Source organism: Paenibacillus sp. EZ-K15 (assembly GCF_002573715.1).
Lineage (GTDB): Bacteria > Bacillota > Bacilli > Paenibacillales > Paenibacillaceae > Paenibacillus_AQ.
Genome location: NZ_PDHM01000016.1, coordinates 892,533 through 911,265 on the forward strand (window position 1 = coordinate 892,533; position 18,733 = coordinate 911,265).

The window sequence follows — 18,733 nt, forward strand, 5'->3', positions numbered from 1 at the left end:
TGGACGAATCATCCTTGGCTATTAATAAACTCTTCGACCTCGGCACTGGTCGGCATTCCTGTTTGGGCTCCAAGCTTAGTCGTTGATAAAGCGGCAACGGCATTACCGTATTTACAAGCATCTTTCAAATTTAGTCCTTTACTTAGAGCATGAGCTAATCCACCATTAAATGAATCACCCGCTCCAGTCGTATCAACAACATCTACTTTGTAGGCAGGAATGATTACTTCCTCTCCCTCTTCATAAATACAAACGCCTTGACTGCCCTTTGTGACGATGAGTTTACCATCTAACTCTTCTTCTGTTTTATCTCGTCTAAGCAGCTCCTGTTCATGTTCATTTGGAGTAAAATAATCAACATCCTTAAGCAATTCAGAAGGTAATGATTGAATTGGTGCCGGATTAAGGATTACCTTGACTCCATTTTCTTTGGCAATTTGTACTGCCTTTTGTACACCCTCTAATGGTATTTCCAACTGAAGGACTAAAATATCACTAGCTGCAATCACATCTCGTTTAGATTCAACGAACGATGCTGTTACATAATTATTGGCTCCGGGGACAACAATAATACTATTATCTTGATCAGAAACGATAATTGTAGCTGTGGCAGTTACATCTATAACCGGTTCCACATTGCTCACATCAACACCTTGTTCTTGCAAATGAGCTACAATATCCTCACCAAATCTGTCATTTCCCACACAACCAAGCAGCTGGACTTGCGCTCCAAGTTTAGCCGCAGCCACTGCTTGATTGGCACCCTTTCCTCCTGGGTTCATTTGAAAATGTTCTCCGAACAGCGTTTCCCCTCTCTTCGGTACTTGAGAAGTAATTGTTACCAAGTCCATATTTATACTTCCGAGAACAGTAATTTTTGGTTTCTTATCCATCTCTATCTACCCCTTAGGTTGAATTTCTCTCTATAAGGTCCACATCAAATTTATAATAGGTTTGCCCAACTTCTTGCTGATTCATTAAACTAACTAACATCTTTGTCGCCTTTTCACCCATTTCGTAAATTGGCTGGACAATAGTCGTTAATTCTGGAATCGTTACAGAAGATAACTTAATTCCATCAAATCCAACAATCGCGAGCTCGTCAGGCACCCTTGTCCCAAGCTGATTAGCAGCCTTCATAGCGCCAATCGCCATAATATCATTCGCAGCAAAAATACCATCAATCTCAGGGTGGGTCTTTAAAAGTTCCAGCGTTGCTTCGATCGAAGATTCCATGTCATAATCTCCGTCGACAATGTAGCTTTCACTGAACCATGACTCCTGCTGAACGACTTCTCTATAACCTTCACAACGTTCGTCCGCATTCACTACCCCCTGAGGTCCTCTGATGTGTGCAATTCTGCTGCATCCTTTACTCATCAGATAACGAGTAGCTGTATAGGCCCCTTTCATGTTCTCCACTACAATCGTCGGAAGCCCTTTGCTAATCTCTCGGTCAATACTTACAACAGGGATATTAAGTTTGATAACCTGTTCAGCGGTCATTGTATTTGATGAAACTATGATACCGTTTACATAGTTCTGCTGTAACATATCTAGGTATGCTTGTTCTTTCACTCTATCTTCATCAGAGTTGCATAGAATGACATTGTATCCAAACTTAGAAGCCGTATCTTCGACAGCTCTAGCTAACTCGGGAAAGTAAGGATTCATAATATCCGGCACGATTAAGCCAATCGTACTCGACTGTTTCTTGAACAGACTTCTAGCTACCTCATTTGGTTTGTAGTTCAATTCTTTAATCGCTTGCTCTACCATTTCCCGTGTATGTTGTCCCACATATCCTTTGTCATTCAGTACTCTGGATACGGTGGCAACAGATACGCCAGCAAGCTTAGCCACTTCTTTTATTGAAGCCATATCTTCACTCCACTTTCAGAAAGGGTAACCGGTTACACATAGAAATATACTCCTAAATGTTTCATAAGTCAACACCAAGTTAAAAAGCATTTTGATTTATGACACTCTCATAGGGTGGGAACATGTCATGTAACTCCCATTTCAACGAAGCCCGTTTATCGTGAACAGCATTAATATATAAAATTAATGAACAGAAACCCTGCTAGCCAAAGCTAGCAGGGTTAGTCCGTACAAGGATGCCCAGACAATTCCTTTAGTAAAGATTGATTACCTATTGCTCGGTTAATATTATTGGGCCATCCGCCGTAATGGCAATTGTATGCTCGTACTGTGCGGAAAGCGAGCCGTCAGCGGTCCTAGCGGTCCATCCGTCGGCGTCAATCGTCATTATCGCTTCTCCGGCATTTAGCATCGGCTCGATCGTAAGAACCATCCCTTCCTTCAAACGGAATCCCTTGCCCGGCTTCCCAACGTGGGGATAATTAGGTTCCTCGTGCATCTCCCTACCTACGCCATGACCGAGCAAATCACGCACGACAGAGAAACCGTTTCGCTCGGCATGGGTTTGAACCGCATGCATCACATCGCCGATCCGGTTTCCGACCAGGGCTTTTTCGATACCAAGGTCTAAGCATTCCTTCGTTACCCGCATCAAATTACGGGCTTCTTCCGATACCTCGCCGACCGCATAAGACCAAGCTGAATCGCCAATCCAGCCATCCGCCTCCGCGACGATGTCGATTGTGACGATGTCGCCTTCCTTAAGCGGCTTCTGGTTCGGAAACCCATGCGCAATGACGTCGTTGACAGAGGCACATGTCGCATACGGATAACCGTTGTAGCCTATCGTATAAGCCTTGGCGCCATTCTCCTTCAAGAACCGCACCGCGAACGACTCAATATCGAGCGTTGTGATGCCCGGCCGGATCATATCTGCTAATGCTTGATGAAAAGCAGCGACAATTCGGCCTGCTTTTCTCATTTCTTCAATTTCTGCTCTTGATTTCAGGATAATCATCCCATTCATCTCTCCTTATACTGTATGCCTGAAAAAATCATATCGACGATCCCTTCCACATCCGGCTCGTTCTGCATATTGTGGTGGATATTTAACGCTGTGCAGCCAATAAGCGAGCCAAAGATCAGATTCGCTGTTTTTTCCGGGCTTACGGAATTGATCCCTTCACGAATCATTTCAACTAATGGTAAAAAGATCCGTTCATGAAATTCGGCAGACAGCTTGCTGAACCGGTTCCCCGGGAAGTGATGAAAATTATCCGCAACTGTTTTGAGCAATATAAATACAGAGGGATCTTGAATACACTTCTGCAGAAGCAGCCTGGAGAACGACTCAGCTTTATGCAAACTGCTGCCGTCCCCCGTCAAAGCGGGCTGTACTGCCGACTCCGTTTGATTCAGGGCATCCCATAGTAAATCTTCCAAAAGCATGTATTTATTTTTGTAGTAATGATAAACGGTACCGTAGCCGAGCTCTGCCTTGACCGAAACATCACGTATTTCCAATTGGATGCCCTTCTCCAAATATACTTTGGCAGCCGCTTGCATAATTTGATTCATCCGCATTTCCCGGATTGCTTCATTTTGTTCTTTGGTACGTGGTGACATGGATCCTCCTTTTTTAGACCTTCTGTAATGTCGATGTAAAATCAATATATATCATTTGCAAGTATGGATCAAGTTAAAAGCGTTCAGGATTTCCCCTCCCGCGACGATTTGTGGATAACCAGCGTGGAATTTTTTCAACTAACGAAGGATGAGTCAATTGTAATTCAACGTGATATGTTATAATGAACAACAAATATAAAGGGGGCTGATATTATGGACTTATCAATCTTAGCTCTTATCTTTGTTGGGATCATCTCCATCTATGCTATTGCATTTACCATGATAATTAGGTTGCTTGGCCGGAAATTCAAAGACAAATCCAATATGTATTTTCTTTATGCATCCATTATCTTGGTTATCCAATCTTATCTAATAATCAAGGATTTTTTAGGAAACCAGCCTATAAGTTCAGTCAATATTTTATTTTTCTTAATGGGATTTATGTTGATCTTCCAAGGAATAAAACGAAAAAAAATAAATGTGTAGGATGCTCTTCTAATTGGTAATCGGACTATGAACTTGTACCGAAAAAATAAAAAAGCCCGAACGATCAGGCTTTAATGCTTTATTGAGTGTTATGTTAGTTGCATCGTTGTGATACAAGTATTGTCATCTTTAAAAGTAGCGATTTCAGATTCTACTGTTTTGCCATCATACTCAATTTTCACTTGATATGTCCGATCTCGCGGTAACCATAGATCAATAAAACCATTCTCTAAAGAAGTAATCGTTTCATCCATCACCACATTACCTTCTTCATCCCGAATAAGCACATCGAAGTTTTTTTCTACTAATTCCCCTTGGCACCCCGTTAAATTGTGGATAGCACATTCATGTGTGTATTCAACAAACGGTGCAATCGAAACAAAAAATTCGTTCTCTGGAAGGTCAAAAGAAGTCTTTTTACCATTATCAGTCACAATTAGTTCATGTGATGTAATAGATGCAGTTACATCCTCAAAGGTACCAACACTATACGCATGGACTTTTTCTTTAATTTCCTGTGTCCCCACTTCATTCGATACACTATTATCGTTGTTACAAGCTACTGACACAAGACTTAGTAATAAAGCCGAAGCTATGAGCAAACCCTTTTTCATTATTCCACTCCCTTTTTCTTGTCATATTGAAAGGCCAAACTTTTTTGATTGTATCACATTTCCACTTAAGTAATCGGTGCTCAATTTCACACCAATTCCTCCACCTTATCCTAATTATAGATAGAGGCAGCACCCTCAAACTTTACTCTAAACACTTAAATTTGACGATTATATCCAAAATTCCTTGAAATACACAATTTCCGAGTGTTACATTTAGATAGTTCAGTAGAGTCACTACTAAAAATGGAGAAGGGTGACAACATGGGGATGTACGGATATTACTTTGCTATTGATGACAAACTGGTGCAGCAAATCGCTACCGGCGAAATTGCATTGGAGAATTTGAAAATAGACGATTATCCCGGACTGGATATTGATAGATCCTGGGAGGCGATTCACTACTTGCTTTGTGGAGATATAGTCGAAGGTGAGCCCCCTCTTAGCTATGTTGTTCCAATGACGACAGAGCGAGGTATCGACTTTGGATCATTCGGTGCGTTTTTCTTGCGTGCAGAGCAAGTTGCAGAAGCGCTTCAGATTATTTCTGAGCTGAACGAAGCGCAGCTCCGCTTGCGATATGATTTTCCGACCATGATCAAGGACGAGGTATATCCTCTTGAGCCTGGCATGGTTTCAGTCGAGGATGAGGATGAGTTCTTTGCCTACATACTGCAGCATTTTAACGAAATCCGGCGTTTCTACAGTCAAACTGTAGCCGAGGGCAAGGGTTTAATCTTCTACATTTTCTGAATCCAATCCTATCGAAAGCGTAACAAAAACCATTACAGGCTCATGGGTTTCCTCCCCTAACTTCATGTGCTCACAATCAATTCGTGATCTTGTCCAGCTTTTCGTTTTCTTCCGCTCTAAGCATGAACTCCGCGTACGTTCACTATCCTTCATTAAAATCTTTTTAATATGTGGCCACTTTTTTTAGTTTTGATGCTTAAACTTTTGACTGATTCTTTTCATCACCCTCTTTTTCGTGGAATGGCGTTACATATATCTTGTGATCGAAATATTGAGGTCGGGAACTCAGCATGCCGTCTCCGTCTTGAGACGGAGACGAAAACCATTCTGTCGCCCGTCACTCCTTGGCAGAGCAATACGGTATCTTAATATTAACGCCTGCTCATTTACCATTAAGTATACTTAGGCACCAGCTCAACCACAGCATTGATCAGTCAAAGAATACATACTCTCTCGGGGTTCATACACATAGCAGCAAAACCATAGTACGAGCAGAAAGGGGCAAGAATGATGAAGCTGATCTATCAATTAGAGCATGTGAATAAAACGTACAAAAAAGGAAAGGTTATCGCCAATCAAAACATAAGCTTCGACGTTCAACAAGGGGAGATTCTCGGTTTGCTCGGTCCGAATGGAGCAGGAAAATCCACGCTAATCAAGCAGATGGTAGGCCACCTTGCTCCCACCTCAGGTACGGTACGTTATAAAGGAACCAGCGTACAGACCCAAACCAAGCGAGTTGCTCAGGAGGTGGCCTACTACTCGCAAGAGCCTCACGCCCTGACCAGTTTAAAAACCTGGGAAGCTTTGTATTTTACGGGAAGATTGCGGGGATTGACGAAGGAGTCCGCCGTAAACCAAACAGAGGAATTGTTGGAACGCTTTGGAATGCAGGACCTCCGTCATAAGCTGCTGAAAAACGTTTCCGGCGGACAGAAGCGTTTAATCGGGATTGGTACTTGCTTGATCGGCTTTTCCCCCGTTATGATCCTGGATGAACCGACCAATGAACTGGACCCTAAAAAGAGAAGGCTCGTATGGGATCTGATTCAAGAACGCAATCGCCAAGGAGTAACCGTAATCTTGGTGACACATAACGTGCTGGAGGCCGAACAGGTCGTGGACAAAGTAGCAGTTGTAAATCACGGCAAGCTGCTCGCCATCGATCATGTCAGTGTTTTAAAACAAAGGGTCGATCAGCGGATGAAGCTGGAAATTACGACCTCCTCAGGCGAAAGCGATCATGTTTGCCGAAGCTTAAGCGCGCTGGGACAGTGGACCAAAACAGGAGAAAACCGAATCCGGACACTGATTGAGAAGCAAGATGCCAGCCACGCGATTGACGTTTTGACTGAGCAGCAATTACCGATCGAAGAGTATTCATTGGTCCCGCCGAATCTTGAGGATGTCTATTTCCATATCGATGACGAACAGGATCCGCCTGCCAAAGCGGAGGTGGTCTAACATGGAACAGATGAAACCATCCATGCAAAACCATGACTTGCAACTGCAAGAAGCGATCTTTCTCCAAGAGCACCAGCAGCAGAGCATAATCCAACGCAGAATGACGGAATGGCTGATCCTGGCCCGCATTCAATTCACGATTATCCGCGAGGCATGGGTTTGGATTTTCATCATGGCATGCATGTTTCCTTTAACGACGCTGTTGTTTCTCAAATTCTTTACGGTCGACCCAACGCCGGCTGTCATGACCCGTATTATTACAGGAAATATGCTCTTCGGCTTAATCGTCATGGGCCTCAATTCCATGGCTCAGGAGATATCTTGGCAGAAGCATCAAGGCCACTTCACGTACTATTCGTCCCTGCCAATTGTCAAGGTAAACTTCATCTTCGCCAATCTGCTGCGCGGCTTGATCATGTGCGTACCGTCTTTTATTATCCTGGCGATGATTGGTCAACTTGCTTACGGCATTCAATTCCACTACAGTTGGGGACTTGTCCCTGTCTTGCTGCTCACCGTCTTTAGCGTGGTTGGCGCGGGTGTACTGATCGGCTTCTGGTCGCCTAGCCATCAATTGACGAATATGCTGGTCCAGGCGTTGATGATGTTCATCTCGTTTTTGACGCCTGTCATGGTGGATATGGATCAATTGCCTGTGATCTTGCAATGGTTCTCTTATATCTTCCCAACCACTTACGCAGCTGAGGCCATGCGGGAGGTGCTGATATCAGGTTGGTCCGGGTCTGTTGCCTGGAACACGCTTGTACTTTTATTTTTCTCGCTGATCTCCATCATATTGATCTTGAAAAAGGTAGATTGGCGTGTTGAGAAGTAGAGAAAAGTTCTGTCCCTATGCCCCGATTATTCAATGGAATGTTCCCCTTTCCCTCCTTATCCGCTTTAGTGCGCAGTTCATTTTTTCCGAAAAAACGAGAAGGCAGCTGATCACATTGGTCGGCTGCCTTCTTATTTTTATTAAGCTATCGTTCCTCGTTAGCATAATCATTAATTTTCATAACCAGTGGGCAATGTAGGGTCCGAACGGTAGTTCCTGTTATTTGAAACGCTATCTTTAACAACTAATAATGGTTTCTTCGCTCCAAAATTCTTTTACTTCGTCTAGTATTTGAGCAGCAGGCGTTATTGTGGCCTCAAAGATCGTTCTTCCTGTTTTTCTTAAATAATATTGGATTAAATGATATCCGCAAGCGTATCCGGCACTATAAGGCATGTTGACCGGTTTAAAGTTTTGAAGTTTTGCGATCTCGTCACCGTAAAGATACGGAGCAAATTGATCAAACCCAGTTAATTGCAATTGCTCTCTAAGCACAGGCTTTATGCGCTTGTTCAGTGTTTCTGCGTTTGTTTTCGTTACCCAAGGGCCGAGCAATTCTTCTCCAAACATGAATGTAGCATAGTTTTCAGCTAATCCTTCACTTACAATCAGCTCGCCCAAATTAACCGTGTGATCCCACTGAATAAATTGATATCGCACATTATGGTTGCATTCATGCGCCAGCGCAGCCTTCATTCGAGGAATCGTGTACTCATTTGGCAAGAGTGTACCCCAGATAAACCCGGGAATGCCCCCAAAACCACTATAACCTTCGTTTATGGTTAAGGCACGGTTTTCCGGATTCCCTAGTTGAATGGTAAATAAATATTCAGAAACAGGGAGGTTTATTTCATGTTCCATAAATAGACGGAGGCTTTTCCTTACAGCGTGCTCACACTCTAACCAAAAAGAATCTGACGAAATCAACTCTACCTCAGGTGAAATCTGCTGGGTAATCTGATCAGGGGATCGATGCATCATACTATTAAACGTAATAACGTCAAAACCATTCGCCTCTTCAGCTTTAAAAGGAATCTGTTGAATTTGCCATTGTTTCATAAAGGGAGCCATCATTTCGTTTCTGAATAATTCAAGCTTTTCCTCGGGTGAAGCTTGGGCAACTTTTTGATAAATATGATCTGAACGCAGTGATTTTATATTCATTTCTCTCACTCCTAGTTATGTATTCATAGAGAACTATGCACTATGACCTAACGTCATAGTCAAGAACTTTATTATCTTTTAACATGAATCCAACCACAGTCCTGAGCGTGGACGATTTATCGAATAATACACAAACATCATATTTGAAAAGAAGACAACGATGATAGGTCGACTATAGATATATTCATTTATTATCTCTTCCTGCCCGTTAGCTTGAATATGATCCAGAGAAAGAAGCGCATTAAAAATATGCAAAAAAAGCGCCGCCAGCGCGAACCTTTACGGTCCGGCTGGTCGGCGCTTTCTTGATCTGCCTCCCGCAGTCATCCAGGCGGCAATCCGGCGGTCTCAACCGCAATACATATTTATTCAACAATCAAGGTCCCCTTCATATCGCTGTGACCGGCCCCGCACATGACGGAGCAGTGGAACTCATGCTCACCGGCCTGATCGGCGGTAAATTCGGTCGAGCCTGGCTCTTGCAGGTCAACGTTGAAATCGGGAATGGCCAGGCCGTGATTTCCATCTTTGTTCTCCAGCGTAATTTTGACCTTTTCGCCCTTTTTGACTTTGATCTCGGAAGGCTCGAACTTAAAGTTTGACGCCGTCACCTTAATTTCTTTTACACCATCCGATCCGCCTGAAGACGAGGACTCGTCCGACGAACTGCCGCCGCTTCCGCATGCGCTCAGCACCACAACCAGCAGCAATGTAAGTCCAATCAGCATCCATTTTTTCATGTCAAATCCCTCCAGATGAAATAATTAAGTTGCCGTCTTCGAAGCAAACCAACCATTCTTAGTGATCTTCCTGTCGGCGCCCCGCGTCCTGCTTCTCTTCGTCCTCTTCAGTCAGATGACGAGCGGAGCTGCGGAATTCGTGAAGCGTCGTTCCCACCGCCCTGCCAAGCTGAGGCAGCTTGGACGGACCGAACAGCAGCAGGGCGAGCAGCAGCAACAGCAGCAGCCCCGGTATTCCAATCGTCGAAAGCATGGCCGATCCCTCCCTTTCCATGAAGTCTCATGAAGTAGCATGTTAATCGCATGAGCATGGAAGGACTTGCCCGTTCAGACAAGCATGCCTCCCTGTTTCAAATATTTCTGGATCCCTTCCGCCGCCCTGTAGGCGAGCGCGCCGACGGTATCGGTCGGATTGTATCCACTGTTATGTGGGAATGCCGAAGCACCCACCACAAACACATTTTCCGCTTCCCACATCTGCAGGTAACTGTTCACCGCCGACGTTTCCGGGTCCGCACCCATAATGACGCCGCCGGTATTGTGGGTGGACTGGTAAGGAACGATATTATACGGGTCCAGCTTGTCCTTGATCTCCACATGGGAAGGACCCATTTCCTTCATGACCTCGCCCGCCTTGTCTGCCAGAAACTTCGTCAGCTCTCGGTCCTGATCTTCGAAATCAAACGTAATCCGAAGCAGCGGTTTGCCGTAAATGTCCTTATAGGTCGGATCCAGATCCAGGTAATGGTGCTTCCAGGGCAGGCTGGCGCCTTGCGTCGCCACGGTCAGCACCCGGTTGGCATACTTTAGTGTGGTCTCCTTCCACTTCTTACCCCAGGTCGGCGTACCCTTCGGCGCCGGATTGTTCTCGATCGGACGTAGGCCGTTCTGGCTGATCCGGATTCCAGCCCCGTGCAGAAACTTCAAATCGGAATGGTCGAAATTATCCCCGTTGAAGTCGTCGAACTCCATCCCGAGCGCCCCGGCGCCCATGAACGTGCTGAACTCTTCGTCATCGTAAAAGCCGACCGCATGTCCGGAGTTGACCTGATACGCATAATTTCGGCCGATGGTCCCCCGTCCAGTCTTCCGGTTGTAAGGCGTCCCGAGCTTGGAGTTCAACAGCAGGCGCACATTGTTCAGCATGAAGCTGCCGAGAACGACCACGTCCGCCGGCTGGGTCACCTCTTCCCCGGTCACTGTGTTGATGTACACCACGCCGGTCGCTTTTTTGCCGTCATGGAGAATTTCGGTCACGTTCGAGAAGGTGCGCACCTCCAGCTTGCCGGTGGCCATCGCCGTCGGAATGACGGTAACGACAGGATCCGCCTTGGCACCGTACTCGCAGCCGAACCGCTCACAAAATCCGCAGTACTGGCAGGCTGCCCGGGATATGCCGTCGGGATTTTTGTAGTTCTCGCTCAGGTTTGCCGAAGGGATCATGTACGGATGGTATCCGAGCTTCTTCGACGCCTCTTCGAACCGCTGCAAAATCGGCGTTTTCTTCATCGGTGGGGTCGGAAACGGATTGGACCGTTTGCCAAGCATCGGATTGGCTTCCGATTCCCCCGAAATGCCGGCTACCTGCTCAAACTTGTCGTAGTACGGTTCGATTTCGTCATACGTGATTCCCCAGTCCTGCAGCTGCATGCCCTCGGGAATTTTGCCTTTTCCATACCGCTCCACCGTCTGGTTGTAGATTTCAAAGTCATACGGCAGGAAACGGTGCGTCTGCCCGTTCCAGTGCGATCCGGCACCGCCGAGCCCGTCCCCCAGCAGAAAGGAGCCATAGCTGCGCATCGGCAGCGCCCTCATTGACTCCGAATTGCGGAAGGTGATCGTTTCCTTGGATAGATCCTGCATCAGTTCAAAACGCCGCGCGTACCGGAGCTCGTCATGATCCATGAAATAATCCTCTGTGCTTCGGCTCTTTCCGCGCTCCAGTCCGACTACCTGGATGCCCGCTTTGGTCAGTTCGGCCGCAATAATGCCGCCGACCCAGCCCATTCCAACAATAACCACTGGTACTTTAGGTAATTTGGCCACGTCTGATGTCCCCTTATATTTGTGAAATTTATTCGCTCATGTGAGCCTGCAGGCTTTTCGGCTGGATCTGGACCAGTCCTTCCTTCGTAATCTGCTGGGTATAACTCATCTGGTTGCCAGGAAAATTCCGCATCTTCCACCCGTTCATATTCCGGTTGCCGCCATAGAGCGGATCCGCGTAGACCCCTTCGATCGTCAAATTTCTCAGCATCTTGAAGAAACTGCTGCTCGTCACCCCGCGCATGGGAAATTTGTCCCCCTTTTCCATGGCGGTCAGCACTTCATCCTGCTGCTGAGCCTCAAGTTCAGTAAAAACCTTTTTATATTTTTGCTGGCAGTAACTCTTAAGTCCCTCCAGACCCAATGTGAACATTTCGTTGCGTTTCAGGCGCGACTGCTCTCCCTGCGTTGCCTGGGCTTGGACGAAAGGACCCATCATATAGTCCCGAGCATTATATCCCCAAGGGCCTGCAAGCTGATGATCAATAAAAAAGGCTACGCCCAGCGCCTTGGCTCCAGGGCCGTTCTCATCTTCGGGATAAATCCGTTCGACCGCCGCTTCGGTCATTTTAAACTGCTCCTGATTAAAGAACATTAGCGCATCCTGTAACGAAGCTTCCGGCTTGCTGCTGGCCGGCGCGGGGGAGTGATTTTTCTCAAGATTGTCCGTCAGGACACCCCCGAACACGCTGCCAACGATCAGACCGCCCAGCGTCATACCTGAGGCTTTCAAAAAATTCCGCCGGGATTCATCCGGTTGTTCTGACCGGGCCGGCTTGCTGTTCTTTCCCAATTTCAGTCCTGGCAACATGATCCCTCCAATTGTGAATATTGTGGATACAATAATAAAGACCACTTTGAATCAGTTACCCAAAATTCATCTTTTTAAAAAGCAACATTTGTCATCAATCGTCAAAATGCAACTAAGTTCCTAGTAAGAGACCGCCGGCGCTAACGTTAGCCTCGCCCAGCTCTTTTATAAAGGAACGACGCACGCAGCGCCAGCCCTATTTACGTCTATGATAAGAATAGAGCGCCTTGCTGCCTGCTTTTTTGGAAACAAAAGAAGAGCCCCCCGGTTTTCTACCGGAGGGCTGGCATGACCACTGATTCAACCATGTGGTAACATCGCAATTTTCAAAATGTTGCAATTGTATTTCACCATCTCCTTAAAGTAAGCGGCTCTTTGCTGGCCGTAGAGCCCACGAAAAGATATTTAGAGCAGCATATGAAAGCGGAAGGATAAGATTAAAACCGTAATCACCATAATCGTTAGCAAATGCATGAGATAGTGCCGCACCCGTCATTAAAAAGAAGATACCAGCGTGAACCCATTCTTTAAGTCGAGGTAAACCTGGCACGACGAGAGTGATGGCTCCAAGCACTTTCCATATCCCGAGAATGGTCAATATGTATAATGGGTAGCCCAGATTCGTCACTAAATCGAGGTTGCCTCCAAATTGCATCAGTTGTCCGATACCACTTAGCATAATTGCTGCTGCGAGTAGTAATGTGACTGACCAATAAGCAACCATTTTTCCGTGGGGTCGGGTATTTACTTTCATGGTCGTTTCCACACCGATCATTTTACTCATTTGTTTCCCTCCTCATTTCTATTAATTACAAAAACGAGTCCCGTTCCAATTCCTAAAACGATAAAGCTGTCTTTTTCCTCTAGCGTATAATTTGCCATATTCAATCCCTTCCTTTTCTTAGAGTTTTCAATGATTTGTCATTTCGCTTGATGGGTTAATAATAACTTTAAATTATGTCAAAAAATGATACTGTTTTAGGGGAATCGTATCAGCAAATTTAAAAACCAGAAAAACGCTGCTTGAAAGTGGCTATTCATTGCTTCTGTAGTATCACTTCCAGCATAAGAAGCGCATGTTGTCGCAGCAACCGCTCCCATAACGAAAAGGCTGATAGCTGAACCGATTGAAGGTTCAGAGCCAGCAGCACTGCTTCCGAAGCGAAATCGACCTTACCAATCGGTATTGTCTTCAAAGCTGTGTAGATACTTGCAGAAAAGTGAAGTCGCATTTTCTCTAAATAATAGATATGACTGTATGCAGTTTCTTTCCTCCGAACAACTTGTAAAGTTTGTCACCAATTGTTATTCTCTGCCCTTTCATATAGCGTGATGACCTTAGATAAGTTTCGGTGTACCCCATTTGCTTTAAAAGAAAAGTATGAATTGATAATTGATACTTAGCTTCGTATTTTAAATGAGAGTCCTTATGGGCATACTAGATACACGATAAACGTAAGGGGAAGAATGGAAATGGCAAAGGTGAAAAAACAGTTTGCACGATTGGGGAAGTTAAAACTCATTTCAACATTATATCGCATGAAAATTGTGAAGATCTTGATTCCTATGATCATCCTGGGAATGATTGTTTGGGCGGGAAAGTCTGAGCTGGGCCGTATTGACTGGGCTGCCACGCTGGATATCCTTAAGCATCTCGACCCTGCACGAATCTTCCTTCTATTGTCTCTGTCCCTAGTCGCAGTCGCATCGGTTAGCGTCTATGAGTTTTTGCTTCGGCATCATTTCAAGCTTCCTCTCGGGATTTGGGCGACTTTCCGCTATGCATGGATTGCTAACACGTCAAACAATGTTATAGGATTTGCCGGGATCGTTGGTGCCGCGCTTCGTACCTTCCTATACCGAGGGCGAGGAGTTTCGATTCCAACCATAACAGCTTGTATTGCCTTTCTGGCTACTATTACAATTACGGGAGTTTCGCTGCTGGCTTGGGGGGATTTGACCGGGCTGTTTCCGATCGACGCGGTGATTCAATCTCATCGCTGGACCTTGTATGCCGTCTGGGCGATCGCGCTTTATCTGCCGGGTTACCTGCTCTTTCAGCGGACTCCCTTCTATAGCAAATGGCTGAACCGCAATCTGCCCCAGATGAATCTGTCCATAATCGTTGCAGCTGTAGGTGTCTCTGTCGTGGAGTGGCTATTAGCCGGCGTTGCCTTCTGGGCGATTGCGGCGACTCTGCTCCCGGAATTTCCTCTTCGAACAGCATTAGGCATTTACACCGTCGCCGTAGCGACTGGTCTTGTCAGTATGACGCCTAGCGGCATTGGCGGTTTTGATCTCATTACCCTGCTTGGTCTTCAGGCCCTTGGATACCCTCCTGAAACAAACGCTGCAGTACTTGTGTTATTTCGTTTGATGTACTATTTGATCCCTTGGCTCATTGGACTTGTAATGGGAGCCATTGAGTTTGCACGAGGTCGATACCGTACCCAGTTTGATGTTTAAACTTCCGGAAGGTGGTTGCCGGCTAAACATATGGTTTATTGCAAGGATGATACTGAAATTTTGGGTGCTATCGATACCAGCTCTAATTGGTCAAACCCTTGTCCCCTCCACCCGCATAGCGGGTGGTTTTTTGTTTCGCGCGTTTCACGTACTCAACTGGCCAAAGACTAAACAAAAAAGCCGCTATTGTAGCGACTTTCAATGGGATTATGTTTTTGTCCTCAGGAAATGCTGTCACCCGTGCAGTCAGTTTCCGGGGAATTGCATTTTTATGTGCTTTAATTGCTAGGCGCAATACCTTTTATCAGCAATTCCGTCCATTGGGCGGTATAAGGGAGAATCTTCGGGTAAATATGCGGGCTGGAGATCCCTTCAACCAGGGCCTGGAAATAAATCAGGAGAAATTCATCTGAGTATTTCAGATCAACCTTGCCTTCTTTACGCCCACGGTGAAACAAATCCAACATGAGCCCGTAGCTTTCCTTGACGTATTGCTGCATCATCAAAGATAATCCGTCATCGTCCTTCTTCGTAAAATAATCCATTAAAGCTAAATAAAATTGTTTGTTTATTTTTTCCAGATAATTGATTTTGTTCTGACTCATGGCAATGATCGTTTCTTCGAAAGGTTTATTTTCGGCCATGATTTCTCGGGCCGTTTCCCCCATTTGAGTTAAAAAATACTTAAAAACCTCATGGATCAGGTTTTCTTTACTCCCAAAATACTTAAAAATCGTCGTTTTACCGACATTTGAATGTCTAGCAATCTCATCGACGGTTACATTTTCGATGCCGGCATCGGTATTTATCAAGTTAAATGTTGCTTCTAGAACTTGATTTTTCTTCTCTTGCGTTCTCTTTTCAAAACCATTCATCCTTATTCCTGCTTTCTAACTATTATGACTAAAAAAACATTTAAAGGAGAATTCAGTTCGCATTTCCCCTTCCTATTTATTATATAGCATAGTTATGAATTATTAAACACAAAAGAGTTCTAAATTTAGGTTTTTTCGCATTGACTATACGGATAAACGGGTGTATAACTGAAGCTGTAAATGAACTTTGGTTTAAAACAAAGCAAATATTCATAATATATGAACTTATTTTATATTTTAAGTTCACTATTAATCGAAATAAAGCTTTGCTTTAAACTGGAAAGCACGTTACTAAAACTGGTTAAGAAGGAGTTTTAGTGTTATGACAAACATTGTAAAAGTGCAAGGCTTGGAAAAAAGCTTCGGGAAATTCAAAGCGTTGCATGACGTGTCATTTACGGTAAATGCCGGGGAAGTTGTCGGATTTATCGGGCCAAACGGCGCTGGGAAATCCTCAACGATTCGCACTTTGCTCGGAATCATCCGTCGGGATGCCGGAGATGCGAAAATTTTCGGCAAGGATGTATGGAAAGATAGCCTTGAGATTCATAAACGAATTTCTTATGTTCCTGGGGACGTGACTCTATGGGGAAGCTTAACAGGCGGCGAAATCATTGATTTATTTATGAAATTGCATGGTGGTGGAGACAAAAATAAACGCGACCATTTGATTAAACGCTTTGAATTGGATCCTAAGAAGAAAGCCAAAGGCTACTCCAAAGGAAATCGGCAAAAAGTCGGTTTGATCGCGGCTTTATCCGTTGACTCCGATTTGTATATTTTCGACGAACCGACTTCCGGCCTTGATCCGTTGATGGAAGCCGTCTTCCAGGATGAGGTTGAAAAAATTAAGCTTGCGGGAAAAGCCATCTTGCTGTCCTCTCATATTTTGAGCGAAGTGGAGCGACTGGCCGATAAAGTGGTTATCATTCGCCAAGGCAAAGTGGTTGAAACCGGAACATTGGATGAGTTGCGTCACTTAACCCGTTCTACAGTAACTATGGTAACGCAAGGCAATGTGGCTATAATGGCATCCGTTAATGGTGTCCATGATTTCAATCAATCCGGCAATCAAGCGACATTCTCCGCGGATAACGAATGTATCAATGATATTTTGTCCGAAGCGGCAAAACTGGGTGTCAAGAAGTTTGAGTCCGTGCCGCCTACGCTGGAAGACTTATTCATGCGTCATTATGAAGTCTAAGAGCGGAAACGGAGGAGATTAGAATGCAAGAGAAATTTGCTCGTTCGCGTGTACTATTCGTCCAATATCTGAAACGTGATTGTAAAAAAATCATCATCTGGGTTTTAGGTTTAGGCTTGTTTTCGGCCGCTTTCGTTCCAGCTTTTGAAGAAATCGGCAAGGGGCACGGTTTGCAGGGAATGTATGAAACCTTGCATAATCCTGCCATGATTTCCATGGTTGGTCCTACACCGATTGAGACCGCAGCGGATTATACTTTGGGTGCAATGTATGCACACGAAATGCTGCTATTCTGCGGTTTGTTTGCGATGATTATCGCTGCTTTGCATGTGGTAAGTCATACTCGCAAAGAAGAAGATCTCGGGCTTACTGAACTCGTCCGCTCCTTTCAAGTAGGCCGTCAAGCCAATTCGCTTGCGGTGATTGCCGAAGTCGTCATGATCAATATTCTATTAGCGCTCGTGATTGGCGGAATTATGACCAGCTATGGCGTAGACACGATTTCAGCCGAGGGATCCTTTTTGTTTGGTGCATCCATCGGGATGGCGGGGATATTGGGAGCCGTAATTGCCTTGGTTATGGCGCAAATTATGCCGACTTCATCCGGTGCAACCGGTACATCTCTCGGAATTGTAGGCTTGCTTTATATTTTCCGCGCCGGAACGGATGTGTCGAATGTTGATTTATCCATGATCAATCCGATGGGTTGGACTTATCTAACTTATCCATTTACGGAGAACAATTGGGTCCCCCTGATTTTGGCTATAGTCTTCAGCATCATTGTCGTGATCATCGCTTTTGCCCTTGAAGGCGGTCGGGATATGGGTGCCGGTTATTTGCCAGAAAGAGAAGGCCGGGAGTCGGCAAAAAAATCATTGCTGTCCGTACCCGGCCTGTTTACCAAGCTGAACAAAGGCGTAATGATCAGCTGGTTAATTGCTTTCGTCATCATGGGAGCAGCCTATGGTTCGATATATGGAGATATGCAGACGTTCCTTGAAAGCAATGAAATCATGAGTCAGATGTTTACGGTATCCGGCGTTTCCATCGAAGAAGCCTTCACCGGGACCATTATGATGGTCATGATTGGATTGGTTTCCATTTTGCCGATTGCCATCGTGAACAAACTTTTCTCGGAAGAGACACGGCTGCATTTAAGCCAGCTTTATGCTACAAAAGTGACGAGAGCTCAGCTCTATTGGACGAGTGTCATTTTGGCCATCGTTGCTGGAATCATTGGCATTTTGCTCGCTTCAATCGGACTTGGCGGGACGGCCATTTCTGCCATGGGTGACGGCTCGCCCATGAATATGGGGGATTTTATCTCTGCTGGCTATAACTTTCTGCCTTCCGTGTTATTCTTTACCGGACTTGCCGCTGTGGCATTAGGTTGGGCACCAAGACTAGGCAAAGCCGTATATGGGTATCTTGGCTATTCTTTTGCATTAAACTACTTTGGCGGCATTTTGAATTTGCCGGAATGGTTCTCGAAAACAGCCGTACAAAGTTGGATTCCGCGGATGCCGGTAGATTCGTTTGATGCAGCAACCTTTATTACGATCACACTGATCAGTATTGCTTCAATGATGATGGGCTATATTGGATATCGCAAACGGGATATGGTTGAAGGAGCTTAGCAGAACAATAAATTCGTAATATACTTTATACTATGAACTAAAAATGGAGCGGAAAACGGGCTGAAAGGGTCTGTCAATAATTTTGTGTAAACTCTTTACCAAGGAATCCCCCGAGGGGGATTTTGGCGTTTTTA

At 45.2% G+C, this 18,733-nt stretch carries 19 protein-coding genes; 6 read left to right on the forward strand and 13 right to left on the reverse strand.

From position 1 onward, the window contains the following. Positions 1–8: 8 nt before the first annotated feature. The 5 genes from rbsK to CRG97_RS16450 all read right to left on the reverse strand — a co-directional run bounded on the left by rbsK (position 9) and on the right by CRG97_RS16450 (position 4,607). Entirely contained in the window at positions 9–893 is an 885-nt protein-coding gene (gene rbsK / locus CRG97_RS16425) for a ribokinase (protein ID WP_098744989.1), read from the reverse strand. Between the two features lie 13 nt (positions 894–906). Further along, positions 907–1,881 carry a LacI family DNA-binding transcriptional regulator gene (locus tag CRG97_RS16430; protein WP_098744992.1) on the reverse strand — a complete coding sequence of 325 codons (975 nt, stop codon included), beginning with the start codon at positions 1,879–1,881 and terminating at the stop codon, positions 907–909. Positions 1,882–2,152: 271 nt separating this feature from the next. Next, a complete protein-coding gene (gene map / locus CRG97_RS16435; protein ID WP_098744995.1) occupies positions 2,153–2,899 on the reverse strand; it encodes a type I methionyl aminopeptidase in 747 nt (248 codons plus the stop codon). Positions 2,900–2,904: 5 nt separating this feature from the next. After that, the gene (locus CRG97_RS16440) at positions 2,905–3,507 is read right to left on the reverse strand and encodes a TetR/AcrR family transcriptional regulator (RefSeq protein ID WP_098744998.1); all 603 of its coding nucleotides are present in this window, start codon (positions 3,505–3,507) and stop codon (positions 2,905–2,907) included. Between the two features lie 575 nt (positions 3,508–4,082). Further along, a complete protein-coding gene (locus CRG97_RS16450) occupies positions 4,083–4,607 on the reverse strand; it encodes a CueP family metal-binding protein (protein ID WP_098745004.1) in 525 nt (174 codons plus the stop codon). A gap of 261 nt (positions 4,608–4,868) precedes the next feature. Here CRG97_RS16450 and CRG97_RS16455 point away from each other — a divergent pair, with 261 nt between their 5' ends. The 3 genes from CRG97_RS16455 to CRG97_RS16465 all read left to right on the forward strand — a co-directional run bounded on the left by CRG97_RS16455 (position 4,869) and on the right by CRG97_RS16465 (position 7,656). Then, positions 4,869–5,357 (forward strand): YfbM family protein, encoded by a 489-nt coding sequence (locus CRG97_RS16455; protein WP_098745007.1) that lies wholly within the window; start codon positions 4,869–4,871, stop codon positions 5,355–5,357. A gap of 507 nt (positions 5,358–5,864) precedes the next feature. Beyond that, the gene (locus CRG97_RS16460; RefSeq protein ID WP_202618937.1) at positions 5,865–6,821 is read left to right on the forward strand and encodes an ABC transporter ATP-binding protein; all 957 of its coding nucleotides are present in this window, start codon (positions 5,865–5,867) and stop codon (positions 6,819–6,821) included. Between the two features lies 1 nt (position 6,822). After that, entirely contained in the window at positions 6,823–7,656 is an 834-nt protein-coding gene (locus CRG97_RS16465) for an ABC transporter permease (protein ID WP_098745013.1), read from the forward strand. A 237-nt stretch (positions 7,657–7,893) separates the two neighbouring features. On the opposite strand, the gene CRG97_RS16470 is transcribed toward CRG97_RS16465, so the two are convergent. From CRG97_RS16470 to CRG97_RS16495, 7 genes are all read right to left on the reverse strand, one after another. Next, the gene (locus CRG97_RS16470; RefSeq protein ID WP_098745016.1) at positions 7,894–8,820 is read right to left on the reverse strand and encodes a DUF2268 domain-containing putative Zn-dependent protease; all 927 of its coding nucleotides are present in this window, start codon (positions 8,818–8,820) and stop codon (positions 7,894–7,896) included. 241 nt (positions 8,821–9,061) lie between these two features. After that, positions 9,062–9,193: a hypothetical protein gene (locus CRG97_RS34020; RefSeq protein WP_272914365.1), complete on the reverse strand. Its 132-nt coding sequence runs from the start codon at positions 9,191–9,193 to the stop codon at positions 9,062–9,064. Beyond that, positions 9,186–9,560, reverse strand: coding sequence for a cupredoxin domain-containing protein (locus tag CRG97_RS16475; protein ID WP_098745019.1), 375 nt, complete (start codon positions 9,558–9,560; stop codon positions 9,186–9,188). Before CRG97_RS16475 ends, CRG97_RS34020 begins: the two co-directional genes overlap by 8 nt. 58 nt (positions 9,561–9,618) lie before the next feature. After that, on the reverse strand, positions 9,619–9,813 hold the full coding sequence (gene tatA / locus CRG97_RS16480; protein ID WP_076321416.1) for a twin-arginine translocase TatA/TatE family subunit: 195 nt from the start codon (positions 9,811–9,813) through the stop codon (positions 9,619–9,621). 74 nt (positions 9,814–9,887) lie between these two features. Continuing rightward, the gene (locus tag CRG97_RS16485; RefSeq protein ID WP_098745191.1) at positions 9,888–11,567 is read right to left on the reverse strand and encodes a GMC family oxidoreductase; all 1,680 of its coding nucleotides are present in this window, start codon (positions 11,565–11,567) and stop codon (positions 9,888–9,890) included. A 67-nt stretch (positions 11,568–11,634) separates the two neighbouring features. Beyond that, on the reverse strand, positions 11,635–12,417 hold the full coding sequence (locus CRG97_RS16490) for a gluconate 2-dehydrogenase subunit 3 family protein (RefSeq protein ID WP_098745022.1): 783 nt from the start codon (positions 12,415–12,417) through the stop codon (positions 11,635–11,637). Between the two features lie 358 nt (positions 12,418–12,775). After that, complete coding sequence (locus CRG97_RS16495) at positions 12,776–13,201, reverse strand: DoxX family protein (protein WP_098745025.1); 426 nt, start codon at positions 13,199–13,201, stop codon at positions 12,776–12,778. 689 nt (positions 13,202–13,890) lie between these two features. On the opposite strand from CRG97_RS16495, the gene CRG97_RS16505 reads away from it, so the two are divergent. Continuing rightward, on the forward strand, positions 13,891–14,883 hold the full coding sequence (locus CRG97_RS16505; protein WP_161952945.1) for a lysylphosphatidylglycerol synthase transmembrane domain-containing protein: 993 nt from the start codon (positions 13,891–13,893) through the stop codon (positions 14,881–14,883). A 278-nt stretch (positions 14,884–15,161) separates the two neighbouring features. On the opposite strand, the gene CRG97_RS16510 is transcribed toward CRG97_RS16505, so the two are convergent. Continuing rightward, on the reverse strand, positions 15,162–15,758 hold the full coding sequence (locus CRG97_RS16510; RefSeq protein WP_098745035.1) for a TetR/AcrR family transcriptional regulator: 597 nt from the start codon (positions 15,756–15,758) through the stop codon (positions 15,162–15,164). A gap of 322 nt (positions 15,759–16,080) precedes the next feature. Between CRG97_RS16510 and CRG97_RS16515 the strand changes: the two genes are divergently transcribed. Together CRG97_RS16515 and CRG97_RS16520 are read left to right on the forward strand one after the other, a co-directional pair. Then, positions 16,081–16,962, forward strand: a complete 882-nt coding sequence (locus tag CRG97_RS16515; protein ID WP_098745038.1) for an ABC transporter ATP-binding protein — start codon at positions 16,081–16,083, stop codon at positions 16,960–16,962. 23 nt (positions 16,963–16,985) lie between these two features. Next, positions 16,986–18,599: an ABC transporter permease gene (locus CRG97_RS16520; protein WP_098745040.1), complete on the forward strand. Its 1,614-nt coding sequence runs from the start codon at positions 16,986–16,988 to the stop codon at positions 18,597–18,599. Positions 18,600–18,733 lie beyond the last annotated feature (134 nt).